Source organism: Tellurirhabdus bombi, assembly GCF_021484805.1.
GTDB lineage: Bacteria > Bacteroidota > Bacteroidia > Cytophagales > Spirosomataceae > Tellurirhabdus > Tellurirhabdus bombi.
Map to the genome: position 1 here is coordinate 190,637 of NZ_CP090557.1, position 24,851 is coordinate 215,487.

The window sequence follows — 24,851 nt, forward strand, 5'->3', positions numbered from 1 at the left end:
CCGTATCTTTGCAGCTGTTTTCAAAATCTGCAATACCGTGAGTTATAAAGAATACAAAAACCTGAACTACCCTCAGGTTGCCGAAGACGTTTTACAGTTCTGGAAAGCGAACCGGGTGTTCGAGCAATCGGTCGAAACCCGCGAAGGCCAGCCGACATTTACCTTTTATGAAGGCCCACCATCCGCCAATGGCGCACCTGGTATTCACCACGTCATGGCCCGGACCATCAAGGATATTTTCTGCCGTTACAAAACGTTACAAAATTTTCAGGTAAAACGGAAAGGCGGCTGGGATACCCACGGCCTGCCCATCGAGTTGCAGGTTGAAAAAGAACTGGGTATCACCAAAGAAGATATTGGCAAGAAAATCAGCGTTGAGGAATACAACCAGAAATGCCGCGAGACGGTCATGCGCTTCACCGACCAGTGGAACGACCTGACCGAGAAAATGGGCTACTGGGTTGACCTCGACAATCCGTACGTTACGTACCATAACGAATACATCGAATCGATCTGGAACCTGCTGAAGCGGCTGTACGACAAAGGTTTGCTGTACAAAGGCTACACGATCCAGCCCTATTCACCCAAAGCCGGAACGGGTCTTTCGTCGCACGAGCTAAACATGCCGGGGACGTATAAAGACGTGAAAGACACGACCATTGTGGCCATGTTCCAGGTAAAAGCAGGCATGCAGGCCGACGCCTTGCTGAGTACGCCCGATGGCAATCCAAGCTACATCCTGGCCTGGACAACCACGCCCTGGACCCTGCCCGCCAACTCGGCGCTGACCGTTGGTGGAAACATCGACTATGTACTGATCAAAACCTTCAACCCGTACACGCACGAACCGGCTAACGTGGTGCTGGCCAAAGCACTGGTGAGCCGCTGGTTCTCGGAGAAAGGATCCAACGGAGACTTTGAAGGGTACGCTGCTTCGGATAAAAAGCTGTTACCGTGGGCGATCCTGAAAGAATTTAAAGGGTCCGAACTGGCTGGAATTGAATACGAACAATTGCTGCCTTACGTGCAGCCCAGCACACCCGCTTTCCGCGTCATCCTCGGCGATTTCGTCACGACGGAAGACGGTACTGGCGTGGTGCACACGTCGCCTACCTTCGGGGCGGATGACTTCCGGGTTGCCCAGCAGAACGGCATTCCGGCGATCATGGTGCAGGATGAAACCGGCAAAGACGTGCCCATCGTGGACAAACAAGGCCGGTTTGTGAAAGAAATTGGCGAGTTCGGTGGCCGTTACGTCAAGGAACAATACTACTCGGACGAAGAGCAGGAAGACCCGGAATTTAAGCCAACGGACGTGCTGATTGCCATCAAGCTGAAAGAAGAAGGCAAAGCTTTCCGCGTCGAGAAATACGAACACCCTTACCCGCACTGCTGGCGGACGGATAAACCTGTCCTTTATTACCCGCTTGATAGCTGGTTTATCAAGACAACGGCGGTGAAAGACAAGCTAGTTGCCCTGAACAAAACCATCAACTGGAACCCCGAAAGCACCGGAACAGGTCGTTTTGGCAACTGGCTGGAAAACCTCGTGGATTGGAACCTGAGCCGCAGCCGCTACTGGGGAACGCCCCTGCCGATCTGGCGGAGCGAAGCCACGGCGGGTACTCGCCAGGAGGAGGTTTGCATTGGTTCGGTAGCTCAATTGAAAGAGCTTGTCGAAAAAGCTACGGCCTCAGACGCGCTGTCGGAAGATCAGAAAGCAAAGAACGAAGCCTATTTACAAAAACTGGCGTCGAGTGATTACGACCTTCACCGGCCTTATGTGGATGAACTATACCTGATTTCGGAGTCGGGTCAGGTGATGCAGCGTGAGCTAGACCTGATCGACGTTTGGTTCGATTCGGGAGCGATGCCCTACGCGCAGTGGCATTATCCGTTTGAAAATAAAGACGTTTTCGAGAAGTCGTTCCCGGCTGATTTTATCTCGGAAGGCGTTGACCAGACACGCGGCTGGTTCTTCACCCTGCACGCCATTGCCGGTATGCTGGGTACGCTGGACGGCGAAACAGAATCGTCGGTGGCGTTCAAAAACGTAGTTTCGACGGGTCTGGTGCTGGATAAAAACGGCAACAAAATGTCGAAGCGGCTGGGCAATGCCGTTAATCCGTTCTCGACGCTAGCACAATACGGTCCCGATGCCACCCGCTGGTACATGATCACCAACGCCGAACCGTGGGACAACCTGAAATTCAATCTGGACGGTATCACGGAGGTGCAACGCCGCTTCTTCGGTACACTGACCAACACCTACGCGTTCTTTGCGCTGTACGCCAATCTGGATAATTACACGGTGGCCGAAAGCCGCACGATTCCGGTCAGTGAACGCCCGGAACTGGATCGCTGGATTTTGTCGAAACTGCAATCGCTGATTCTAGAAGTAGAGGCCCAGTTGGATGGATATAACCCTACCAAAGCAGGTCGGGCGATTCAGGATTTCGTGAACGATCAGTTGTCAAACTGGTACGTGCGTCTCTGCCGCCGCCGTTTCTGGACCGGCTCTGCTTCCACGCAGGACGGTACTGAAGACGCTAAAATTCTGGATGATGACAAGCACGCAGCTTACGAAACCCTGTACGAATGTCTGGTGACCGTATCCAAGCTGATGTCGCCGATTGCGCCTTTTTACGCAGATTGGCTCTACCGCAACCTGACCGGCAACGAAAACGAATCGGTTCACCTGACGACTTTCCCGAAAGCGGAACAGGACTTAATCGATAACGATCTGGAAACGTCGATGGGTCTGGCGCAGGATGTTAGTTCGCTGGTTCACTCGCTCCGCAAAGGACATAAAATCAAAGTGCGTCAGCCATTGACCAAAGTCCTGATTCCGGTGCTGAACGAAACGACCCGGCATCAGATCGAGCACGTTGCTCCGATTATCCAGTCGGAAGTGAACGTAAAAGCCGTTGAGTTTATCGACGATACGTCGGGCATTTTAAAGAAAAAAATCAAGCCGAACTTCAAGGCGCTCGGACCAAAATTTGGCCCAATGATGAAAGACGTAGCGGCCACGATCAACGCTATGACCGAAGACGATATCAAGGCGCTGGAACGGGCCGGGGTGATGCAACTGGCGATTGGCGAGATTACGATGGCCGACGTTGAAATCCTGACAGAAGACGTTCCGGGCTGGATTGTAGCGAGCCAAAGCGGGCTGACCGTCGCGCTCGATGTTACCGTCACCGACGAACTGCGCCGCGAAGGAATTGCCCGGGATTTTGTCAACCGGATTCAAAACCTTCGCAAAGACCGGGATTTCGACGTAACAGATAAGATTCGGATTGAGTTGGAAAACAACAACGTCATGCTGGCCGACGCCATTGAAACCAACAAGCCATACATCTGTCAGGAAGTGCAGGCGCTATCGCTGGATCTGGTTTCAGATCTGAACGGCGGCGCGGCTGAGATTGAGATGGATGAATTTCTGCTGCGGGTGAAAGTCGATGTAGTCTAACGATTTTCGCTCGTTGAGTAAGTCCCTTAAAAAGTCAACTGTTCGCGCCTGGCTGAGTCAACACCGCTCGGCCTGCGTGCAATGGTTGACTTTTTTTGTGGCCTGCTGTGTGGTTCTGCTTGTTATCCGCCTGCCCTTGAACCGGCGCTGGTTTCAAAAGCAGGTAGGTACTTATTATCGACAACGGCAGCAATTTGGACATAACGACTCTATTGATTTTAGGCTTCGTAAAAGTGCAGGCCCAGCTTATACCTACGCAGCCATCCTCCGCCGAAATTGCCAACCCACTGACTACGTGCTCATTCCACCGCAGCGGTATCTGCTCGACAAGGCGTATTCGCCGAAGCAGCACAGCGAGATTTTTGCCTGGGTTTATCCGAGTGTGATGTATTATTACGCCCGTGGCCACTATCAACTGCTGGAAATGCACCAACCCGATTCGCTGCTCGAAAAAGCAACGCACACCTTTCTGGTTCAGAACGGACGCTTAGACTTAACGCCCCTGACAACTAAGAATCGGCAGGCGGTCCTGTCGTTATTTCGTACCTACAACCCGGCTTTCTGCTGTTACACGCTTCAGCAGGCCAAGCCTTACCTGCCAGCCCGATGACGTTCCTGGCCAGTATTCTGCTTCTGCTCCAGTTTCTTACGGGTGCGGGCCTGCTGCTCTGGCTGCGTCCGGTTCAGTCGCGGGTTAGTTTTGTTGCGCTCTCACTGCTCGTTGGTTTAGGGATTAGTTCGGTGGTGCCGTTGGTCTTGGAAGTCGCCGCTATTCCGTTGCGGAGAACGATTGTATTCCCGGCGGTCTTTTTGCTAATGATGCTTTGTAATTTCAATACAGTCAGAAAGCTATCTCATCTAAAACAAGTGTTTTCCCAGAAAGGCAGGGGCTTCCAACTTTGCGAACTTCCGTTGCTGGGACTGGTGGGTTATCTACTTTTCATTAGCGCCTGGAAAGCGGCCTGGTTTGCCAATATTTCGTTCGATGCAATTGTGGGACCCGATTTGGTAGCCACGTATGCCGTGCGGGAGGAGCAACTGGTTTCTTCTGTTTTCACGAAACACCTCCCCACTGCTTCGCTGTACAGCAACCAACCGTTTTACGCGCCCTTCACGGCGATGAGTCAAATCATGTACCTGCTGACGGGTCTGCCTTTTGGGAAGCTCTGGCTAACGGCCTTGGTGGTAGCCTTCAATCTATTTCTATACGCCGAACTGCGGCGGCTGGTGCATCCGCTTTTGCTTACGTTGCTTTTCGCGGTTTACTGGTGCACGCCTGAACTGTTTGCGTATACGTTTCTGATACAAACTGATTACAGCAACATGGCCTTCTTTGCCGCTTCGGTCTGGCTGCTTCACCGTTACTTTACTACTTCGAAAACAGGCGTTTTAGCTACGAGTATCTTATTGATGACGCTTGCTTGCTGGACGCGCACGGAAACGTTCTTTTTTGTGCCTATTGGCGTAGGATTTGTTTTTCAAAAAGAATATAAGCAGAATTGGCGGCGAGCCGTCAAGCTTAGCATTGGGATGATTCTTTTTCCAGCTTTAACCCTTCTTTGCTGGAACGTTGGTTTTATGCACTGGTATTTGCCCACTGCCGCCAACACGGGAAGCAGCTTACTTACTTTCGCTTCGTTTGATTACCAGAAGACGTTTACCGCGATGAATAAGGACGTAATTTTGCGACCGGATTACTGGAACTACCTCATCCCTTTCTTCGGCACGTTAACGCTCATCAATTTGCTCTTTTTTCGAGATCGGCGGGGTTTGTTCTTTTTAATCTGGCTGATCGGGTTGTACCTGATCTTCGGCTTAATTCTTCAGCACATCAACGGGGCTAATGTTGCTTATACCTTCCGGCGGGGGTTTTTCAAGGCCATTCCGCTGATGGTCATGTATCTGGCCTCATCCACCCTGTTTCAAAAAATGTCGCAGTGGCTGGATTCGATTAACCTAAGCCCCAACGGTCATTCCCACACCCCACAACAGAACAAATAACAGCGTTGTCATGGCCAGTTGCCCCAGACGCGGGTTTAGTTCGCGGGCCTGCTGGTGATTCCCTACGGCGCGGCCATTCAGAATGAACAACGGAAACGTAAGCAGGTATAAAAATTGCCAGCCCGTCGAAGCTGTCATAAAGGTATAAACCAGCGCACAAGCCATCCCACCCGACAGCAGCAGCCAGTGGTACTGGATAGCCCGCGCCCGGCCCAGCCGCACCGGAACCGAGTTTTTCCCCGTCTTGGCATCTGTCTCAATGTCCCGGATGTTGTTGATATTCAGCACCCCGGTTGCGAATAGACCAACACTGGTCGCAGGGAGCAACAAGCGAAAATCAAAATTCTGAGTATGCATAAAATACGTGCCCAAAACGCCAACCCAGCCGAAGAAAAGCAAGACAGCAATATCACCGAAGCCACTATAGCCATACGGTTTTTTACCGTTGGTATACGCAATGGCAGCGCCAATACAGAGCAAGCCCAGCACCAGAAAAGCCCAGAACACATTCGATGAAGCGCCACGCAACGCCTCGGCCAACAACCAGACGCCCGACATCAGCGAAAGTACCGATGTAATAATTACCCCAGTGAGCATTTTCTCTTTGGTAATCAGGCCCGTAGCAACCGCCCGACGCGGGCCAACGCGCTCTTCGGTGTCTTTACCACTAATGGCATCGCCATAGTCATTGGCAAAGTTGGAAAGGATTTGAAGGAAAATGGTAGTCAGAGCCGCCAGAATGGCAATCAACCAACTAAAGTGACCCGCCGCTGCGGCCAGAAAGCTGCCTAAAATAATGCTGGCCAGAGCCAGTGGCAACGTACGCGGCCGCGCTGCTGCCAACCAGTTTTTTGTCATGGTAAAGAGCGAAAACAGGAAAGAGCGAAAGAGTGACCCGCTATGCCGCAATCACGCTTTCGCTCTTCCATCCTTTCAATATTAGATTCCGATCGCTTTCTTGAACTCTTCGTCGGTTGGTTTCACCTTCGAGGCGAAGAAGTGCGTTAATTCACCTTTTTCGTTAATAACGTATTTGCAGAAATTCCAGGTAGGAACTTTATCGTTCCAGCCGTTCATCGACTTATCAGACAGCCATTTGTAAATGGGAGCCTGGTTTTCGCCGATTACGTCTACTTTCTCAAACATCGGAAATGTGACGCCATAATTCTTTTTGCAGAACTCAGCAATTTCCTCGTTTGTGCCCGGATCCTGGCTTTTAAAGTTGTTGGCCGGGAAACCCAATACAACTACTTTATCGCCATGTGCTTTGTAAAAAGCTTCCCAATCTTCAAATTGGGGCGTAAAACCACATTTGGACGCCGTATTCAGAACAACCACTTTTTTACCCCGAAACTGCTTCAACGAAACGGCTTTGCCTTCGATGGTTTTTACGGTAAAATCGTACAATGTTTTAGTCGGAGCCGCCGCCGATTCCGGGCGCACAGCTACTTCGCTTTTGTCGCTCAACAGAAATTTAATGATTGGTTTTACAGACACAAAACTTGATAATACTACGGCTAAAACAACGCTAGACGCAATCAGAATTGACTTTTTCATAATGTCTCTACAACGTTACCGCTGTCCCTTTTTGTTAGTTAAAATGAAAGATTCTGTATCATTCAAAGAGAACACAGCAGGACGTTTCGCCGGTTGGTCGCCGTAGTGACGCGATGCTGTGCGGTACTTAGCTACATCTTGATTGGTACTTCAATTCCTAATAACTGCATTGCTTTCTGGATAGTTTCGGCCACGGCGTACGAAATTGCCACGCGCACCTTCTGCTTGGTCAGGTCCGTTTCGGAAAGAATTGAAAGCTCGGCGTAAAACTGGTTATACGTCTTAGCCAGGTCGTAGGCATATTGCGCCAGATAAGACGGGGCGTAGTCGGCACCCGCTTCGGCGATGCGTTGCGGGTATTCGTTCAGCAGAAAGATAATCTGTTGTTCGATGACCGACAGTTCAACCTGCTCGATGGCCTGCGTCCGGCTGTGTCCCATTTGTTCGGCTTTCCGAAGAACCGACCGAATCCGGGCGTGCGTGTACTGAATAAATGGTCCAGTATGACCTTGAAAGTCAATGGATTCCTGCGGATTGAAGAGCATCCGTTTTTTAGGCTCTACCTTCAGCAGATAATATTTTAGGGCACCCAGCGCCAGCATGTGATACAGGGCCTTTGCTTCGTCGCTGTCAAAGTCTTCGATTTTGCCCAGGTCGCGCGTGCGTCCCTCGGCGGTTTCGTACATCGACTGCACCAGTTCATCGCCATCTACCACGGTTCCTTCCCGCGACTTCATTTTGCCGCTTGGCAAATCAACCATGCCATACGACAGGTGGTAACATCCGTTGGCGTACGGACGGCCAAGCCGCTTCAGGATGGCAAACAGAACGTCGAAATGGTAATCCTGCTCATTGCCAACCACCCAGATTGCTTTGTCGTTGTGGTAGTCCTGGAACTTCAGGTCAGTGGTTCCCAAATCCTGGGTTATGTAAACCGACGTACCATCGGAGCGCAGCACCAGCTTATGGTCCAACCCTTCTTCGGTCAGGTCGATCCAGACAGAGCCGTCTTCTTTCCGGTAGAAAACCCCTTTTTCCAGCCCTTCTTCGATCACGTCTTTCCCGAGTACGTACGTCTGCGATTCGTAGTACGTTTTATCGAAGGAAACACCAATTTTTCGGTACGTTTCGTTAAATCCGGCGTACACCCACTCGTTCATCTGCTTCCAGAGAGCGATGGTTTCTGGATCGCCCTGCTCCCACTTGCGGAGCATTTCCTGCGCTTCCAGCATAAAAGGAGCCTTCTTTTCAGCTTCCTCTTTGGCCATGCCCCCCGCCACTAACTCACCAATCTGTTGTTTGTATTCTTTGTCAAAAAGGACGTAGTATTTTCCAATCAGGTGGTCGCCCTTCATCCCCGACGACTCCGGCGTTTCGGCGCGGCCCGACGAATCGGTGCCAAATTTCTGGTATGCCAGCATCGACTTACAGATGTGAATACCCCGGTCGTTGACCAGACAGGCTTTCACCACATCATAGCCGCTGGCTTTCAGGATCTCCGCTACCGAAGCGCCCAAGAAATTGTTGCGCAAGTGGCCTAAGTGCAGGGGTTTGTTGGTATTTGGGGAGGAAAACTCAACCATCACCGACTGGCCTTTCGACAGCAGTTGGCCGAACGACGGATTGCTCAGCAGGTCGTTCAGGGCATCGACCCAAAGTGAATCCGACAGACTTAGGTTCAGAAAACCCTGTACTACATTATACCGGCTCACAATGGCCGAATTGTCGAGCAGGTATTTACCAATTGCTTCGCCGATGGCTGCCGGAGCCTGGCGCAACGCTTTGGTCAACGAAAAAGTAACAAACGTATACAGACCCTCAAAATCTTTTCGGGTCGGTTGCAGGATAATTTCTTCAGTGGTAACCCCAAACTGCGCCGAGATAGCCCGGCTTATATCATCTTTTAGTAGCTGTTGAATGTCCATTCGATGGGAATTGTTCCGGCGGCAAAAGTACGGTAAAAAATGGTATGTGCAGTACTTTACATAACATAGCCGTTTATTCGGACCAAAATACTTTTGACCATTGCCTGATCTTCGTTAACTTTAGTGATATTAAACCAATAGCTTGATGTTCAGACATCTCCCCTTAACCCTTCTGGCTTGGCTTCTGCTCACGGTTAGTTCTGCGCTGGCGCAGTTAGAACCGTCTGTACGAGTCGAATTACCAACCAGTGACCGCTCAGAAGATACCTTCGATGTGCTTCCTCTGGGCGAGCGTGGCGTGCTGGTTACAGTTCGGCACGATGATATTTATTCGTCACGCTCCAACCGAGTTTCTTTCCTTAAATATGATGACAATCTGAAGCTTATCTGGCATAGCGGCTATAAGATTGAAAGTTATTTTGAACCCGTTCTGACGCATCTGTCCTCGCATTATTTTTATTGGCTTCTGCGCGAACCCAGCACCGAACATTTCGCGGTATTGCGGATTAATCTGGAAGATGGGCACGCGGAAATTTTTAAAGGCAACTTGCTGACGCAACTGGAAATTCAGCAATTTAAGGTGCTCGACAACATGGCTTATATCGGTGGTAATTACCGGAATCGGCCTATGGTTCTTTCTTTTTCCTTCTTCGACAACTCGGCCAAAGTCCTTCCCGGACTGTATGTCAACCACATTCAGCTCAATAACATCGAGGTCGATGAAGAACGGCGGCTCGTGCACGTGATGACCGACGCCACGCACAAACGCAACTGTGAATTTACGGTTCAAACGTATTCGTACGAAGGAAAGCTTTTGCGTACGGTTAATATGGATGGGATGAAGCACAGCCTTATTACCGGTAAAATTCTTCCTATCAACGACGATGAATCTCTGCTGGTTGGTAACTATTCGGTCGATTGCACGCCCTACTCGCAGGGGCTTTACGTAGCGCACATTCGGAACGGCGAGGTCGTTACTGACGAAACAAAATACATTGATTTTTCGCAGCTAAAAAACTTCTTTAATTACCTGAAACCCAAGCGCCAGGAAAAAATGCTAGCGCGAATTGACCGCCGACAAGGCCAGGGTAAAAACGTAAAATTTCGCTACCGGATTCTGGTTCACGACCTGGTTCCAACCGAAAACGGGTTGATGCTCATTGCCGAGGTTTATTACCCGCAGTACAAAGGAAGTGGGAGCGCATCAGCCGTTTCTTACGCGAACCGCTTGCGCTCGTTTGATCGGCATCAGGAAGGTTTTCGCTATACGCACGCTTTCTTATGCGGCTTTGACAAGAGCGGTAAACTGCTGTGGGACAACTGCCTCGCTATTCAGGATGTGATCAGTCACGAGCTTCACCCCATGGTGCAGGTGTCTCGCCAGGGCGATATGACCGTGCTGGCTTATCCGCAGGAAGGCGAGATCAACGCGGGCGTTATTGAAGGTGATAAAATCTTACAGGAACGCCAGAACTTCTCCATGAAGAAGTTGTCCGAAAATGAAAAAGTAGTTTACTCGGAGCAGGATCAACTGGAAGCCTGGTTTGGGCAGTATTTTCTGGCCTACGGATTTCAGAAAATCAGCCACGACAAACGCATTGGTCCGCCGCGTGAAGTATTTTACATCAATAAGCTCACCTATAGCACCAAAGACCTGGGCAAATCGGCTGATGCGCCGGATGCAGAATCAGCTACCCAAAAAACTTCCGGATCAGGACGATAATCAAATTAAGCAGCAGGCTGACCACAAGGCAGGTCACGATGGGAAAATAAAATCCACCGTTCTTGCCTTCTACGCGGATATCGCCGGGCAGGCGACCCAGCCAGCTTAATTTGTCGCCAAAAAAATAGATGATAACGCCCACCGCCAGAACGAGCAGGCCAATCAGAATGATTGTTTTACCGACGGAAGGACTCATAACTTAATAAGCAGATTTAAGGAGTAAAGTTACGCATACCGCTGTAACCTTAGCCATTAAATCTGCTTATCAAAGAAGGCAACTTATTTATTAGTAAACACTCAGTTGTTTTTGCGTAGCGGCCGCTGTCAGCATCAATACGGGTATGCGGCGTAATTCAGGATCTGCCTTCAACTCTTTTAGCTTAAGCAGTTGATCGATTTCTGCATTGTCGCATTCATCCAATAAAATCAGTTGCGGCCATGCACTCTCTGACTGGCTGGCCAATTCATCCTGCAAAGGTGCGTCCGATGTTCTGAAGGTTACCCGGTGATGCGGGTACTGAAAATTTAAATGCCGATGTAAGGCGGGGGCTTCTTCTTTTTTCTTGTCCGTAACTACAATAATGTGTCTCATCGCTTGTACTGCCAACTCTGTTTAATAAGGTTGAGTCTTATATAGGGTCAAATGTATTACGCATATAAACTGTCTTACTGTCAAAATTTATCAAGTTACGAGCGGAAATTATCATTGTTTACTACAAGGTGGATCGTAGTACTCTGCTAAGTTACGAAGCGATGGTTAAAGAATAATCGCCCATTTAAAGATTAGTCGAAAAATACAATTCATTCTATCAACCACCCTATAATGACTGTTTTTATATGAAAATAAAATAAAAATCCCCACCTATTATTGAACAAGTGGGGATATACGCAGAAATATTTTACAATAGGACTTTTTTATTATTTGCGCTTTAGCCCATAGCCCGCAAAAGAGGCTTTGGCATCATCTATGACCAGGACCCAGTCGGTACCAGGACCCGCTGCATAAGGCTTAAACTCCTGTTTTCCCGTGTTTGGAAAAGTCCCGATCAGCTCGGTTCGGCCATCGCGCGGATTAAACCAGTAGGCCAATAATAGCGGGGCCGCTTTCAGGCGAGCCAGATCGAGTGTCAACGGACGACCGTGCGGCGTATAGGCAAAAAGAAAATTATCATCTTCCGAAACGGCCACCATTTGGTAACCGCCATCCTCTGGATTTGCGTTCAGGATAAGGCTCTGGTCGGGCATCAGGCGCGTCCAGGGATGCGACTCATACAAGCGACGCATGTACCCCACCTGAAAAGCGCCTGGCAAGTCCATCGCCCGTGCCCACTGAGTTCGGGCTACCGAAATTGGCTCATTCCGGTCTTTATCGAAGAACTGCCAGATGTTGTGGTTGCCGTATGTATGACCGCACCCGCCCGCCAGCATGGCCCACCAGGCTGCCTGCCGCACATCGAAATCGTCGAAATAACCTTGCTGGGGCTTCCAGTCAACGGGGTGATCTTCGTAGCGGGGCTCCCCGTCCAGGGTTGGCTTCACCGGAAACAGGCTGTAATTCTGGCGCTGCATCACGTAGCTTTTCTGGTTGCGTGCACTGTGGCCCGACTGAAACATGTTGATGTTTAGCCAAGGATCGGAATGGAAAAATCCCGCCGAGTTGCTGTTACCCTGCGGATGATAGGTCATCAATTTAGTCCCTCCATCTCCTTTTTTAATCCCTTCCGCCATCGCTCTGACAGTAACCATGCGCTGTTCACCCTCGGGATTGCGGTCGCCACCCAATATCCAGATAATTGGTTTGCTTTTATAACGCCGCCCCAAATATTCGCCGTAGACCCGCGCATTGGCCGTATTAAAAATCTCTGGCCCCTTCCCCCACTTTTTATTGAATTTATCGCCCCAGGTCGGCAAAAGGCCAATAACGAGTCCTAATTCTGCCGCCCGGTTAATCACCCAATCGACATGCTGAAAATACGCTTCGTTTGGTTGCGCCGGATCGTTGCCTTTGAGCGGCAAAGCGCCGTATTGATTGGGTTGTGTAAGCCCGTCCAGTTCTGCCAGTACAACCGCCTGAATGACCGTAAAGCCCTTGGCCGCGCGGTTTTTCAGGTACAGATCGGCTTCTTCCCGTGTCAGGCGGTGAAACAATTCCCAGGCCGTATCTCCCAACCAGAAAAAGGGTTTCTGATCACCGCGCATGATGTAGCGCTTGTCTTTAATGATGTACAGTTTAGTTAGTGGAGCTGCTCCTTTTTGAGCCGGAGCGGGTTTACGCGTTTGCGCATAGAGACCTGTCGTACAAATTATTATACACAGAACTGCCGTTAATAATTTATGCATAAATAAAATGGTAGGTAATCCGTCACTGCCAGCCAATGCCTGCGGGCGCTTGGTAAAAAAAATAGCAAAGGGGCCGGACGAAACTGGTTATTTTTGGTGAAAATAACCACGTTCTTATCACCTACCAAACGCCATTCCAAAAACTTGCCGTACTTTTGCAGGTTATAAAACCATGACACCAACAACCCGCGAAATAGCATTTGCTCTCCGGCAAGGCCGGTATATTCTGTTGTCTGACGAAACAGGCCTGTCTATGGCCTGCGATCCGCAGCACGCCGAAGCCGTTGAAAAGCTGCTGGAGATTCGGCAGGATCTGATTCCGGCGCCGATTCCAACCCTTTTGATTGCCGATAGCGGCATGCTGAATCTATATGTCCGACCGATTCCGGAAATAGCCTGGGACCTGATTGACTTTGCCGAAAACCCGCTCACGGTCCTTTTGCCGGGTGGAGTGAATCTACCGGAAGCTTTTCAGCCGCAAGTACCTGTTCGAAAGGCATTGAGTGAACCCGTGAAGCAATTGATTGGCGCGCTGGGACGTGGTATTTTAGTATTGCCCTTCGAAACACTGGAGTGGCCTGTGGGTTTGAATGAGCCGGATTTGACCTGGGGGAAAGCGCCCGCCAAAGTACAATTGCCGCGCATCATGGAACTTGGCCCGAATGGAGAAGTGGCTTTTTTACGGAAATAATGAATTTTGCAGATACACTACATACTAACCCTATTTTCGACCTGATTGCCCAGCAAGCAGCAGAACTAGGCGACGTACAAGCCTACGTCATTGGTGGTTACGTACGCGACCTGATTTTGAAGCGCCCCTCAAAAGATATTGATATTGTTTGCCTCGGAAGTGGCATTGCACTGGCCGAAGCAGTCGGAAAAGCCGCTGGTGTACCCGTAGCGGTCTTCAAAAATTTTGGTACAGCCATGCTCCGAATCGACCGAAACGGCGAACTTGACTCGGAGGTGGAATTTGTGGGTGCCCGGAAAGAATCATATCGAGCCGAATCGCGCAAACCAATTGTTGAGGACGGAACCCTCGAAGATGACCAGAATCGACGAGATTTTACCATCAACGCGATGGGAATCAGCCTCAACAAACACGATTTTGGCAGCCTGCTCGATCCGTTTGGCGGCCTGGAAGATTTGCGTAAAAAAACCATTCGTACGCCCCTCAATCCCGATATTACCTTTTCAGACGATCCCCTGCGCATGATGCGGGCCATTCGGTTTGCCTCGCAGCTGTCGTTTGATATTGAGGCGGATACGTTCGATGCCATCGTGCGGATGAAAGACCGAATCACGATTGTTTCGCAGGAGCGTATTCTGGACGAATTGAACAAAATCATTTTGTCGCCCAAGCCTTCTTATGGCTTCAAGCTGCTTTTATACTCCGGCCTTCTGGACGTTATTTTCCCGGAGCTCGTACTGTTGAAAGGCGTTCAAACCATTGAAAATAAAGGTCATAAGGATAATTTCTTCCACACGCTTCAGGTATTAGACAACATTACGGCCCAAAGCCCCGGTTTCGGTAGTGATGACCTTTGGCTGCGTTGGGCGGCTTTGCTGCATGACATTGCGAAGCCCGCCACCAAACGCTTCGATCAGAAAGTTGGCTGGACCTTCCACGGTCACGAAGAATTAGGTGCGCGACAGGTCCCCGCTATTTTCCGGCGAATGAAACTTCCGCTGAACGAAAAAATGCGGTTTGTTCAAAAATTGGTCCGCCTGCATTTGCGGCCAATTGCCCTGGTCAAAGAGCAGATCACCGATTCGGCCCTGCGCCGGCTGCTGTTCGATGCGGGAGAAGACCTGGAAGCCTTGATGACGCTCTGTCGCGCCGACATTACCTCCAAAAACTACGAACGGGTGAAAAAACACCTGGCCAACTTCGACCGGGTTGAACGGAAATTACAGGATCTGGAAGAACGGGATAAACTCCGAAAATTTCAGCCGGTGGTTACGGGCGAAATGATCATGGAAACCTTTGGTTTGAAACCGTCCAAGGAAGTTGGCCAGATCAAAGTGACCATCCGGGAAGCCATTCTGGACGGTAAAATTGCCAACACCATGGCCGACGCCTACCCGTTTATGCTCGAAGAGGGCCAGAAGCTAGGCCTGAAACCAGTGAAAATTAATAGTGAAAATCAAGAATAATTCGTCCGCAATTGAAACCGTTCCCCAATGAACAATAACACAAATTTTCGCCGATTCTTCGGAGCCATGCTTACCATTCTGGGTACCATTGTTGTCTTGTTTGCCTGCGTTGCCTTTCTGTCCGATGGCAAACCAGTCTTGGGTCTAAGCGTAACCAAGTGGGAATCGTTGGCTCCTTTTCTCGTCGGTCTCGTTTTCTTCATGGCTGGAATCAACCTGGTTCGCGAATCCTGAGCAGACGGTGAACAATTTAACAAAACTCCCCGTTACAGCTAAAATTTCCCTATAAATCAGCGCATTACGCATATCATTTGAGTATGTAAACGGCATACCTGTTTTCATTTGTTCTGGGAAAGTCAACCGTTCAGTAAAATAGTGAAGTAATCAGCCTATGCTAACAGGCTGATTACGGCTGACTGTTGTTGTAATGCCTAGGACATTGCTCTATCGGCAGTCTTTTATCTCTATGAAATCTGCCCTGCATGACTACGCGCTAAACAGCACCGACATCGGCATTACGCTGCTGGAAGCCATGCGTGATGAGCAAGATCGGGTTACCGATTTGCGGGTTGTGCTAATCAATGACGCGGCGGTTACACTAACTCATTGTAGCCGTGAAGACTTACTAAGTCACTCGCTGCTAACGCTATTCCAAGACGAGACTCAACAAGCGTTAATTCGAAAACTTTACCCTACTTTAGAAACAGGAGTTAAGTTACAAACGGAGCGTTACGAGCCCGATGAAGATCGCTGGCTGGCCGTCACGGTTACGCGCCCCGAACTGAACTACCTTTCCATTACTATTACCGACATTACGCACCGCCGCCGGGCCAGCTCTGCCCAACGGGAACAAACCGCGCTCATCAACAAGGTACTTGATACGGTGCAAAGCGGCGTTATTTTAAGTAACCCAATCTACGATGAAACCTCCAAAATTGTCGATTTTCAGGTTTATCTCTGCAACCAACGTTGTCAGGAGTTGACGGACTTTAATTGTGAAGCCATGATTGGGAGTACCTTGCTTTCGCTGGACCCAGACAGTGCCACGAACGGCACGCTGGCCCGTTATATCCGCGTGCTGCAAACGGGCCAAACAGAGCGAAGTGAACAATTTTTCATTCCCAGAAACCGCTGGTTTGAGCACACCACTTCGACGTTTGGACAAGGTATTATTGATTGCTTTACCGACATAACGGCGCTGAAAGAAGAGATGCAGCGCCATCAGCAGACAGCCAAATACTTACAAAGTATTCTCGATAACTCCCCCGCGGGCATCGCTTTGTTTGAGGCCATTCGGGACGAACAAGGACAGATTATTGACTTCTCGATTCGGCTTACCAATCAGGCAAACGCACGCTCTATCGGGTTGCCCATTGAAGTACTTTTGGGCGAACGCCTGCTCCAACGCTTTCCGGGAACGCAGCCAACCGGCTTTTTTGAGCGCCTGCTGAAAACAACTGAAACGGGCGAATCGCAGCGGTTTGTGATGTCTTATCAGGAAGATAACCTGGATGTCTGGATTGAAGCAGCACTGCAAAAACAAAATGACGGTGCTCTTTTTACTTTTCTTGATATCACCGAAAACCGCAATTACCAGCTTCAGCTCGAACGCAGCAATCAGGACCTAAGACGCTCGAACGAAAACCTACAACAGTTTGCCTACGTAGCTTCCCATGATTTGCAGGAGCCGCTCCGCAAGGTCCAGTCGTTCGGTGATATTTTACTGGATCAGTTTGGCAATGGCATGGAACCCGAAGCGCAGGATTTACTGCGCCGAATGCAGTTGGCTGCCGTCCGCATGAGCGCTCTTATTCGTGACTTACTGATGTATAGCCGCCTGGCAACGCACCAGCAAACTTTTCAGACGCTTTCGCTGCAAGACCTGATTCAGGAGGTTATTTCTGATCTGGAATTTCCCATTCAGGAACGAAAGGCAACCATTGAGGTTGATCCGCTCCCGGAGCTTGTTGGTGACCCGCTTCAGTTGCGTCAACTTTTCCAGAATCTGCTGACCAATGCTTTAAAATTCACCTCCACCAGCCAGACTCCGCACATCGAAATTCGGTGTCACCAGGTAGAGGCAAACCAAATCCCGGGCCAGGAAACCACTCCCCAGATACAACCCTACTGGCAAATTGACTTAAAAGACAATGGCATTGGTTTCGACGAAAAATACCTTGACCGCATCTTCCAATTGTTCCAGCGGCTGCACGGCAAAAGTAGTTATACCGGAACTGGCATTGGTTTAGCGATCTGCAAAAAAGTGGTCGAGAACCACCAGGGTTACATCACTGCACACAGTCAAGCCGAGCAAGGCGCCACCTTCTCCATCTTTTTACCAGTTCGGGTAAGTTCTTCTTCAAGCCAGCAAAGCAATAAATAGTTAAAAAGCCGATAAGTGAGGACCCAACTTCCCTATTGTGGCTCTTTGTCCACACCTGTCAAAATCTAACTGTCTGTTTATCAATAATTTTCAATTTGGTATAAGTTTTGGTCTATTGTCTTTGTAAACTCAACAAGTGAAACTCTTAAAAACTTAATTATTATGGCTTCGTTCACGGATCAATTAGCCAAGTTCTTTGGAATGAACGAGACGGATACGTCTCTGCGGGAATTATTTATCAGCGAATTGAAAGGCATTTATTATGCCGAGAAGCAATTCGCCGATGCACAACCGCAAATGGCTGAGGCAGCAACAACGGATGTTGTTCGCGATGCCTTCCAGCAACACCGGGCCGAAACAGAAAATCAAATTCGCCGGCTGGAGCAGATTTTCCAATCCATTGGCGTTGAAGTAGATGAGAAGACGTGCGATGCAGCCGATGGCCTGGTTGATGATGGCCAGCAGGTTATTGCCGACACAGATTCTGGCTCACTGACGCGTGATGCAGGCTTAATTATTGCCGGTCAGAAAGTAGAGCACCACGAGATCGCCTCGTATGGTTCGTTACACTCACTGGCCCGTTTGCTAGGTTACCATGATGCTGCCCGCCTGCTTGACGAAACCTTGCAGGAAGAAAAAAATACTGACAAAAAGCTTACTGAAATCGCTGAATCATTCATCAACGAACGCGCTAAGCTAGAGTCGGGTGACGACAACATGCATTCGGAAGTACGCGACCGAGTAAATGAAGGCGATTATGGCAACACAAGCAGCCGCACCGGTGTCGTTGGCACTGGTACTGAATCTACAGAATATGCAGGTACCATTAATAGCGCCGATTTTGGTCGGTCAGCAAATGTAGGTACCAGCCGTGCAACGGATGCTGATACGGATTACGGTACAAACTCAACGAGCAACACGGGGTATGGAACCGGACAAACTTCATCAGGCAGTTACGCTGATCAAGATTCGTATTCCAACAATCCGAACACGGGTTCATCAAATAGCCGGATCGGCCGCGTAAGTGGCGCTGACGATGTAGATTCTGATGACCTTAACCCTCGTAAGGACACCAATAGTCCTGGTCATACGAGCTGGTAAGCGGTCACAAATGATTTGACCCGGCGGGGCACCTCTGATTGCAGGGGTGCCCCGGCTGTTTTATAAGCAATTCCTTCTACTATTTGATGAGTTGTAAACCAATTTGACAGGATAGGCAGCGCTTATGCTGGCAATAATTGTTGTAGAGCTCAATGGCTGCCTGCGAGTCAAACGCATTGCTAAGGGGAATGCACAATGACTTCCATACTTTGGTAATTCGGTTATATTCAGCCGGTAAATTTTCGAGAAGCTCGACAGCCCGTTCCAGATAAGCTTCATTACCAGTATGGTGCGCGTAAGCCGCCAGTAAGGGCGCAACCACATTAATCAATAAACTTTCGGCAGCCGTATCTCCCAGGGTGGCCAGCACCGATTCCGACGCTTTTCCAAAACGATAATGCGTCTGCCAGTAAACTGACGGATTGATCTGGAACAGGCGTTTTAAATGTGTTTTGTCCGAAAATTCAATCAATTGCGCAAACAAACTACCGGGCGCGGCAACTAACTGTGCAAACTGAGCAATGCGTAGACTCGGAAAACCAGCGGGCCGAAGCTTTGCCCATTTCCAGACATAAGCAGGTAACTGGCTGTCTTCCAATCTATATTTTACCTTTAGGAACCGATACTCTCGCTGTAACTCCTTAACATAGCCCTCTGTCTCGGCTTCGTTCGTTTCATCTGGCAAAAGCCCGCCTACGCCAAATAAAAGCGCTTCAATCTGCAAGAGGTTATTCCGATGTTTATGCAGTACTTTTAACGAAAGCCCTCGTGTCAGCTGAGCAAATGGCTCTGAGTTAATCCCGAATCCAAAAGCAGTTGCGAGTAACCGATACGTTGTTTCTTCCCAGTCCTGACCAGCGGCTTCGTAAGTTTCCTTCACCAGCTTTGCCTTTCGTTCCATCCGTTCCAGTAGCATTTTATCCAGCATGGCCGTTCGGTGCAAGGCTTCTGCTTCGGCAATTCGACCAGCGCAGGGAATAACGCCCGATTCTTTCAACAACGCTTGGTAGCGGTTTAGCCAGTTGCGATCTGCCCGATCCTGCAAGGAAAGCGTTGGAATAGCAGAGCCATTGGTGCGCAACTGTGGTGCTGGGAGATCATTTTCCCAGACCACATGCAAAATAACGTTGTCGTAAGCTCGATTATACTGATGCCGATGCACCCGCCAGTCAGAAGCTTTAATGTGGATTTCCACCGTACCGCTCCATTCGACTGTGCCAATTCGCAAGCGAGCCTGGGTAAAGTCCGGTCCGGCATCTTCATTTCGGTAACCAACCTGATAGATTTCAATGGGTTCAGCTTGATCGGTCTGCAAACCATCGTGCCGGAAATACTGAAATTGCCAAAGAAAATACAGAAAATCTTCAGACATGGGCGCGTTCAGGATGAAGGGTTGATTATCTCAGTTGGAAGTCAAAGCGCCCTAAAAGTCACGCTTCTCGTTCAACTATTCTTGTTCCCCCTTCCTGCTGAACGTTCTCTGTTAAAGGTAATTGGCCATCTCTTGTTGCAGCGCCTTCGCTTCGGCAGCCGCCCGCTGGGCAAAATCAACACCGCTCGAAGCATATAAAATACTGCGGGATGCATTGACCAGCAGTCCACAATGATCATTCATTCCGTATTTGGAAACCTCCTCCAAACTGCCACCCTGTGCTCCTACCCCCGGTACCAGCAGAAAATGATCGGGTGCGAGCGTACGAATGTGCGCCAACTGATCGGCTTGGGTAGCTCCAACAACATACATCAATTGATCAGGACTTGCCCAGGTCTGCGACGTTTTGATTACAGATTCATACAAAGCGCCTCCGCTGCCTTCCAAACGCTGAAAATCGGCGCTTCCTGCGTTGGAAGTCAAAGCCAGCAGAATAACCCACTTCCCTTCGTAATCCAAAAACGGCTCCACAGAATCGCGGCCCATGTAAGGCGCAACGGTTACCGAATCAAAATCCAGACCCGACGAGGAAGGGTCGAAAAACGTCCGGGCATACAACCCAGAGGTATTCCCGATATCACCCCGCTTGGCATCAGCAATGGTAAAACAATCTTTCGGGATGTATTCCAACGTTCGCTGCAAACTTTCCCAGCCGCGCGGCCCCAGGGCTTCGTAAAAGGCAATGTTTGGTTTATAAGCGACCGCAAACTCTGCCGTTGCCTCAATAATTTGCCGATTAAAGGCCGCAATTGGATCCGATTCGTTCTGCAAATGGGCCGGAATACGGCGTAAATCTGTATCTAAACCAACACAGAGATAAGACTTTTTTTGCAAAATATTCTGATAGAGCTGGTTACGCGTCATGAACAGGGACTTAAGTTAAAAAGCGGTTAAAAATACGTGAACTGGCAAGAGTTTCCTAAATTTGGCCTTCACAACCTGAATAGCCGCATCCTACATATAAACACTTTCCATGCAAGTTAGAAAAACATCCATTGAAGGACTCGTCGAACTCTTTCCGCGTATCTTTGAAGATGAGCGCGGTGCTTTTTTTGAGTCTTACAACCAACAAGTATTTGAACAACTGGGTCTGCCAACCAACTTTGTGCAGGATAACCAATCGTTTTCCACAAAAGGCGTTTTACGGGGGCTTCACTTTCAGAATGAGCCTTTTGCGCAAGGGAAACTCGTCCGGGTTATTTCTGGAAAAGTAATGGATATTGCCGTCGATATTCGCGAAGACTCGCCTACGTTCGGAAAATACGAAACGTTCATTCTGGATCCGAAGCAGAACAACATGGTTTACATTCCGACCGGTTTTGCCCATGGGTTTGTGGCGCTTGAAGACAGCATTTTCAGCTACAAATGTACCAACGTATACAATAAAGGGGCTGAGTCTGGCATTATCTGGAACGATCCAGACCTGAATATTGACTGGAATATCGACAATCCAATCGTGTCGGCCAAAGACCAGGAGCTAGCTTCTCTCCGTCAGCTATTTCCGCATATTTTAGTCTGACAAAAGAAAAATAATTACTCTAAAAAGCGCCTTGATTAACTCTCAGGCGCTTTTTCCGTTTTTCTCATACAAGTTTCAGTCCGAAATTTATTTAGTGTTCTTTTGGCACGGTTCCTGCCTTTGGGTAAATTAAGAAAGTGAGATGCCCTCCTTTCGAACTAGCATTTTAATTGAGTTCACTTAGTTCTCTCAAGTAGCTAACCCATAGAGCAATGGCTTTCCCATTTTTACCCCTTGGCCGAAAACCGAGCAATTCGTCCTTTCAGCCGCCTACCCTACAGGTAGATGTCCACGCGCACCTGCTCCCCGGTCGCCACGACGGAACCGATTCGGTCGATCACAGCCTGATGTTGCTAAATGAACTCGCGGCGTATGGCTTTCGCAAGGTGATTGCGACGTTGCACATCATGGATAATTACTACGATAATACAGCTGCCAGCATTCTGGCAACTGCCGCTGAACTTACCGAACGCCTGGAAGAAGAGTATGGCCAAATAGAGATCAAACCAGCCGCTGAATACTACATAGATCGTGGTTTGATGCGCTTACTTTACAAACAGGAGCCCCTGCTGACTTTCAGCGATGCCCAACAAAAGCACCGGTACCTGCTTTTCGATACGAGTCTGGTTACTGCACCCCAAGAGTTGGAAGATGCCATTCGGGCTTTCAGAAAACAGGGAATTACGCCGGTGATGACGCATCCTGAACAATACATTTATTTACAGAAAATGCCCTCTTATCTGTTCACCCTGCAGGAAATGGGTGTGCTGTTTCAAGTCAATATTTTATCGTTGGTGGGTCAGCCGTCGCGGGAGGCAAAGCAGTTGGCCGAATGGATGATCGACCAGAAGCTGGTTTCTTTTCTAGGCAGTAACTTACAGAAAGACCATCAATTGCCGCTTCTGCATTACGCCATGACGCTGCCCTATTATCAGAAAGTTCTTCAGGCAGGTATTCTAAACAACACGATCTAGCGAGCAAGGATTGGCTTTCCCTGCTTGCTATTTCTCGTACATTTCCTCCATCACTTTTTTCCCTACTTTCCGGGCAGAGAGCGGATTTTGCCCTGTTACTAGCCGCTCATCAACTTCAATATAGGGCAGGAACGGAATGAATCCTTTACTATAGAGTGCATTTTTCTGCCGCAGTGCATCTTCCAGCAAAAAAGGAACTTCTTCGTCCAGCCGAACCAGTTTTTCCTCCATGTTGGAAAAGCCGGTAATTTGCCGACCGGCAACTAGCCACGTTTTGTCGGACAGCTGGACGTTAAGTAATCCACTTACGCCATGACATACGGCTGCCACCATACCGCCATTTTCGTAAACGCGTCGTGTTAGTTCCTGCAAGTGGTTGTTTTCCGGAAAATCCCACATCGTTCCATGCCCTCCCGTGAAGTAAATCAACTTATAATCAGCCGCATTTACCTCTTCTGGTGAGAGCGATTTTTCCAATTTCTCCCGAAACATCGGGTTGTTATACCACTTATCGTTTGTATTGTCCTTTAGATCGAGGCTACGCTGATCTATCGGGATAGCACCACCGCGCGGACTCACCACATCGAATGGAATATCCCGATCCGATAATTCATCGTAAAAGTGCGTAGCCTCACTCAACCAAAGGCCCGTCTTCTGCGGTTTTGTTTTATAGTCTGTATGATTTGTGCAGACAAATAAAGCGCGGATGTAAGGGTTCATAAGGATAATTTTTATTCACCAGCAGCACGAGTAGCCACTTCATTTTGACCAATATACACCGTTTTTGTGACGCAAAAATCCTTTATTCCGGCTTCGGCCAATTCCCGCCCATAGCCTGATTTTTTAACGCCGCCGATGGGCAAACGCGAGTCGGAGCGAGGAACTGCATTGATAAATACACTCCCCACAGCCAATTTCCGGCTTAATCGCTCCGCTTTCGCACTGTCCTGCGTCCAAATGGAAGCACTAAGGCCGTAGCGGGATTGATTGGCCAGCCGAATCGCTTCGTTTTCATCGGCCACTTCTGTAATGATCGCCAGCGGGCCAAACGTTTCTTCCCGAAAGACCACCGAATCCGGCGATACATGATCCAGCAAAGTAGGCTGAAAATTACACGCCTCCCGCTGTCCACCGACCAGCAAGGTGGCCCCTTCTGCCAGGGCTTCTTTCAGTTGCTTTTCCAGATTATCCGCTAAATCCGGGCGTGCCAATGGGCCTAACTTTGACTCCGGATTCATCGGGTCGCCCTGCTTTAACTCTTCGATGAGCTTTTTGACTTTCTGTGTAAAAGCTTCCTTGACTGATTTTTCTACCAAAAAGCGCTTTGCTGCCAGACACACCTGTCCGGCATTAGCCATCCGCGACTGCACAGCCGCCGCCGCTGCCTTGTCAAGATCGGCGTCGGCTAACACAATGAGGGCATCACTGCCTCCCAGTTCCAGAATTGATTTTTTGATGTTTTTCCCGGCCAGACTAGCCACCGCCGACCCCGCCCGCTCACTGCCCGTCAGGGTTACCATGCCCACGCGGTCGTCGGCCAACAGGCGCTCAACGGCATCCGTATCCGTCAGAATGGTTTGGAAAATTCCTTCCGGGAACCCAGCCGCCCGGTAGGCTTTTTCGATGGCCAGCGCACAGCCAAACACATTTGGCGCATGTTTCAGCAAGGTTACATTTCCAGCCATCAGGGCCGGAACCGAGTACCGAAATACCTGCCAAAACGGGAAATTCCAGGGCATGATAGCCAGCACGATGCCAACTGGTTCGTAAACAACCAGACTTTTTTGAGCATCCGTTGGAATGAGGTCAGGCTGTAACAATCCTTCCGCTTCGTCGGCATAATACGCACATTGGGCGGCGCATTTTTCCACCTCAGCTACCGCTTCCACCCGAACTTTTCCCATTTCGGTAGTAATCAGGGTGGCTAGCTTGTCTTGATGGGCACGCAGATAATTGGCCAGATTTTTGAAATATTGTCCTCGCTCCGCAAACGAAACCTCTGCCCAATGAACCAGCGCATCACTCGCCTGCTCTACTTTGGTGTCAATTTGCTGGGGGGTTTCTTCTGCATACTCCTCGACTGGCTCGAGCGTATACGGATTTATGGTTTTGACTATTTTTGCCATCTGAGTCTGCCTTATCGGTGAAATCTTCTCAAGCACAAAGACGCATAATTCTTTCGGGAAGACAAATTCGATTTACTTTTTGTCCTAAATCGGTGCACTTCTGCCCTAGCCTTTGCTTGATTAGCTTGTTCTCCTATA

At 49.3% G+C, this 24,851-nt stretch carries 21 protein-coding genes; 11 read left to right on the plus strand and 10 right to left on the minus strand.

Translation table 11 applies throughout. The features are described from left to right. Window positions 1-37: 37 nt before the first annotated feature. Genes ileS through L0Y31_RS00790 form a run of 3 tightly spaced genes read left to right on the plus strand, consistent with a single transcriptional unit; the run spans window position 38 to window position 5,476 of the window. Entirely contained in the window at window positions 38-3,475 is a 3,438-nt protein-coding gene (gene ileS / locus L0Y31_RS00780) for an isoleucine--tRNA ligase (RefSeq protein WP_234735160.1), read from the plus strand. Window positions 3,476-3,488: 13 nt separating this feature from the next. Continuing rightward, window positions 3,489-4,085: a hypothetical protein gene (locus L0Y31_RS00785; RefSeq protein ID WP_234735161.1), complete on the plus strand. Its 597-nt coding sequence runs from the start codon at window positions 3,489-3,491 to the stop codon at window positions 4,083-4,085. Then, window positions 4,082-5,476, plus strand: coding sequence for a hypothetical protein (locus tag L0Y31_RS00790; protein WP_234735162.1), 1,395 nt, complete (start codon window positions 4,082-4,084; stop codon window positions 5,474-5,476). The genes L0Y31_RS00785 and L0Y31_RS00790 overlap by 4 nt, the downstream gene beginning before the upstream one ends. On the opposite strand, the gene L0Y31_RS00795 is transcribed toward L0Y31_RS00790, so the two are convergent. The 3 genes from L0Y31_RS00795 to argS form a co-directional block, all read right to left on the minus strand. Next, on the minus strand, window positions 5,432-6,334 hold the full coding sequence (locus L0Y31_RS00795) for a 1,4-dihydroxy-2-naphthoate polyprenyltransferase (RefSeq protein WP_234735163.1): 903 nt from the start codon (window positions 6,332-6,334) through the stop codon (window positions 5,432-5,434). The genes L0Y31_RS00790 and L0Y31_RS00795 overlap by 45 nt on opposite strands. An 81-nt stretch (window positions 6,335-6,415) precedes the next feature. Continuing rightward, a complete protein-coding gene (locus tag L0Y31_RS00800) occupies window positions 6,416-7,033 on the minus strand; it encodes a glutathione peroxidase (RefSeq protein ID WP_234735164.1) in 618 nt (205 codons plus the stop codon). 131 nt (window positions 7,034-7,164) lie between these two features. After that, on the minus strand, window positions 7,165-8,958 hold the full coding sequence (gene argS, locus L0Y31_RS00805) for an arginine--tRNA ligase (RefSeq protein WP_234735165.1): 1,794 nt from the start codon (window positions 8,956-8,958) through the stop codon (window positions 7,165-7,167). A 145-nt stretch (window positions 8,959-9,103) separates the two neighbouring features. Between argS and L0Y31_RS00810 the strand changes: the two genes are divergently transcribed. Beyond that, window positions 9,104-10,681 carry a hypothetical protein gene (locus L0Y31_RS00810; protein ID WP_234735166.1) on the plus strand — a complete coding sequence of 526 codons (1,578 nt, stop codon included), beginning with the start codon at window positions 9,104-9,106 and terminating at the stop codon, window positions 10,679-10,681. Here the strand turns inward: L0Y31_RS00810 and L0Y31_RS00815 are convergent. From L0Y31_RS00815 to L0Y31_RS00825, 3 genes are all read right to left on the minus strand, one after another. Next, complete coding sequence (locus L0Y31_RS00815; RefSeq protein ID WP_234735167.1) at window positions 10,650-10,877, minus strand: DUF2905 domain-containing protein; 228 nt, start codon at window positions 10,875-10,877, stop codon at window positions 10,650-10,652. The genes L0Y31_RS00810 and L0Y31_RS00815 overlap by 32 nt on opposite strands. Before the next feature lie 90 nt (window positions 10,878-10,967). Next, window positions 10,968-11,273, minus strand: coding sequence for a response regulator (locus tag L0Y31_RS00820; protein WP_234735168.1), 306 nt, complete (start codon window positions 11,271-11,273; stop codon window positions 10,968-10,970). Between the two features lie 326 nt (window positions 11,274-11,599). Beyond that, a complete protein-coding gene (locus L0Y31_RS00825) occupies window positions 11,600-13,021 on the minus strand; it encodes a glycoside hydrolase family 140 protein (RefSeq protein WP_234735169.1) in 1,422 nt (473 codons plus the stop codon). Between the two features lie 172 nt (window positions 13,022-13,193). Between L0Y31_RS00825 and L0Y31_RS00830 the strand changes: the two genes are divergently transcribed. The 5 genes from L0Y31_RS00830 (at window position 13,194) to L0Y31_RS00850 (ending at window position 18,662) form a co-directional block, all read left to right on the plus strand. Then, window positions 13,194-13,712, plus strand: a complete 519-nt coding sequence (locus L0Y31_RS00830; RefSeq protein ID WP_234735170.1) for an L-threonylcarbamoyladenylate synthase — start codon at window positions 13,194-13,196, stop codon at window positions 13,710-13,712. Next, the gene (locus L0Y31_RS00835; protein ID WP_234735171.1) at window positions 13,712-15,178 is read left to right on the plus strand and encodes a CCA tRNA nucleotidyltransferase; all 1,467 of its coding nucleotides are present in this window, start codon (window positions 13,712-13,714) and stop codon (window positions 15,176-15,178) included. The genes L0Y31_RS00830 and L0Y31_RS00835 overlap by 1 nt, the downstream gene beginning before the upstream one ends. Window positions 15,179-15,205: 27 nt before the next feature. Continuing rightward, window positions 15,206-15,412: a hypothetical protein gene (locus tag L0Y31_RS00840; protein WP_234735172.1), complete on the plus strand. Its 207-nt coding sequence runs from the start codon at window positions 15,206-15,208 to the stop codon at window positions 15,410-15,412. 232 nt (window positions 15,413-15,644) lie between these two features. Further along, complete coding sequence (locus L0Y31_RS00845; RefSeq protein WP_234735173.1) at window positions 15,645-17,561, plus strand: PAS domain-containing sensor histidine kinase; 1,917 nt, start codon at window positions 15,645-15,647, stop codon at window positions 17,559-17,561. A 162-nt stretch (window positions 17,562-17,723) separates the two neighbouring features. Further along, complete coding sequence (locus L0Y31_RS00850; protein WP_234735174.1) at window positions 17,724-18,662, plus strand: YciE/YciF ferroxidase family protein; 939 nt, start codon at window positions 17,724-17,726, stop codon at window positions 18,660-18,662. A 79-nt stretch (window positions 18,663-18,741) separates the two neighbouring features. Here the strand turns inward: L0Y31_RS00850 and L0Y31_RS00855 are convergent, their stop codons facing one another. Next, the gene (locus tag L0Y31_RS00855) at window positions 18,742-20,034 is read right to left on the minus strand and encodes a DUF2851 family protein (protein ID WP_234735175.1); all 1,293 of its coding nucleotides are present in this window, start codon (window positions 20,032-20,034) and stop codon (window positions 18,742-18,744) included. Window positions 20,035-20,145: 111 nt separating this feature from the next. Beyond that, window positions 20,146-20,958: an orotidine-5'-phosphate decarboxylase gene (gene pyrF / locus L0Y31_RS00860; protein ID WP_234735176.1), complete on the minus strand. Its 813-nt coding sequence runs from the start codon at window positions 20,956-20,958 to the stop codon at window positions 20,146-20,148. A 109-nt stretch (window positions 20,959-21,067) separates the two neighbouring features. On the opposite strand from pyrF, the gene rfbC reads away from it, so the two are divergent. Further along, a complete protein-coding gene (gene rfbC, locus L0Y31_RS00865) occupies window positions 21,068-21,613 on the plus strand; it encodes a dTDP-4-dehydrorhamnose 3,5-epimerase (RefSeq protein WP_234735177.1) in 546 nt (181 codons plus the stop codon). Window positions 21,614-21,825: 212 nt separating this feature from the next. Continuing rightward, window positions 21,826-22,587, plus strand: a complete 762-nt coding sequence (locus L0Y31_RS00870) for a tyrosine-protein phosphatase (RefSeq protein WP_234735178.1) — start codon at window positions 21,826-21,828, stop codon at window positions 22,585-22,587. 27 nt (window positions 22,588-22,614) lie between these two features. Here L0Y31_RS00870 and L0Y31_RS00875 read toward each other — a convergent pair whose 3' ends face one another. Both L0Y31_RS00875 and L0Y31_RS00880 read right to left on the minus strand, forming a co-directional pair. Then, entirely contained in the window at window positions 22,615-23,307 is a 693-nt protein-coding gene (locus L0Y31_RS00875; protein WP_234735179.1) for a type 1 glutamine amidotransferase domain-containing protein, read from the minus strand. An 11-nt stretch (window positions 23,308-23,318) separates the two neighbouring features. Further along, entirely contained in the window at window positions 23,319-24,713 is a 1,395-nt protein-coding gene (locus L0Y31_RS00880) for an NAD-dependent succinate-semialdehyde dehydrogenase (protein WP_234735180.1), read from the minus strand. Window positions 24,714-24,851 lie beyond the last annotated feature (138 nt).

What these genes read in the sequence shown, in the direction of transcription:
- L0Y31_RS00830 (WP_234735170.1), top strand. Translation starts at nt 13,194, where the DNA reads ATGACACCAACAACCCGCGAAATAGCATTTGCTCTCCGGCAAGGCCGG.
- L0Y31_RS00845 (WP_234735173.1), top strand. Translation starts at nt 15,645, where the DNA reads ATGAAATCTGCCCTGCATGACTACGCGCTAAACAGCACCGACATCGGC.
- L0Y31_RS00790 (WP_234735162.1), top strand. Translation starts at nt 4,082, where the DNA reads ATGACGTTCCTGGCCAGTATTCTGCTTCTGCTCCAGTTTCTTACGGGT.
- L0Y31_RS00800 (WP_234735164.1), bottom strand. Translation starts at nt 7,033, where the DNA reads ATGAAAAAGTCAATTCTGATTGCGTCTAGCGTTGTTTTAGCCGTAGTA.
- rfbC (WP_234735177.1), top strand. Translation starts at nt 21,068, where the DNA reads ATGCAAGTTAGAAAAACATCCATTGAAGGACTCGTCGAACTCTTTCCG.
- L0Y31_RS00835 (WP_234735171.1), top strand. Translation starts at nt 13,712, where the DNA reads ATGAATTTTGCAGATACACTACATACTAACCCTATTTTCGACCTGATT.
- L0Y31_RS00880 (WP_234735180.1), bottom strand. Translation starts at nt 24,713, where the DNA reads ATGGCAAAAATAGTCAAAACCATAAATCCGTATACGCTCGAGCCAGTC.
- L0Y31_RS00825 (WP_234735169.1), bottom strand. Translation starts at nt 13,021, where the DNA reads ATGCATAAATTATTAACGGCAGTTCTGTGTATAATAATTTGTACGACA.
- L0Y31_RS00795 (WP_234735163.1), bottom strand. Translation starts at nt 6,334, where the DNA reads ATGACAAAAAACTGGTTGGCAGCAGCGCGGCCGCGTACGTTGCCACTG.
- L0Y31_RS00810 (WP_234735166.1), top strand. Translation starts at nt 9,104, where the DNA reads ATGTTCAGACATCTCCCCTTAACCCTTCTGGCTTGGCTTCTGCTCACG.
- L0Y31_RS00840 (WP_234735172.1), top strand. Translation starts at nt 15,206, where the DNA reads ATGAACAATAACACAAATTTTCGCCGATTCTTCGGAGCCATGCTTACC.
- pyrF (WP_234735176.1), bottom strand. Translation starts at nt 20,958, where the DNA reads ATGACGCGTAACCAGCTCTATCAGAATATTTTGCAAAAAAAGTCTTAT.
- L0Y31_RS00855 (WP_234735175.1), bottom strand. Translation starts at nt 20,034, where the DNA reads ATGTCTGAAGATTTTCTGTATTTTCTTTGGCAATTTCAGTATTTCCGG.
- L0Y31_RS00820 (WP_234735168.1), bottom strand. Translation starts at nt 11,273, where the DNA reads ATGAGACACATTATTGTAGTTACGGACAAGAAAAAAGAAGAAGCCCCC.
- L0Y31_RS00850 (WP_234735174.1), top strand. Translation starts at nt 17,724, where the DNA reads ATGGCTTCGTTCACGGATCAATTAGCCAAGTTCTTTGGAATGAACGAG.
- L0Y31_RS00875 (WP_234735179.1), bottom strand. Translation starts at nt 23,307, where the DNA reads ATGAACCCTTACATCCGCGCTTTATTTGTCTGCACAAATCATACAGAC.
- L0Y31_RS00870 (WP_234735178.1), top strand. Translation starts at nt 21,826, where the DNA reads ATGGCTTTCCCATTTTTACCCCTTGGCCGAAAACCGAGCAATTCGTCC.
- argS (WP_234735165.1), bottom strand. Translation starts at nt 8,958, where the DNA reads ATGGACATTCAACAGCTACTAAAAGATGATATAAGCCGGGCTATCTCG.
- L0Y31_RS00815 (WP_234735167.1), bottom strand. Translation starts at nt 10,877, where the DNA reads ATGAGTCCTTCCGTCGGTAAAACAATCATTCTGATTGGCCTGCTCGTT.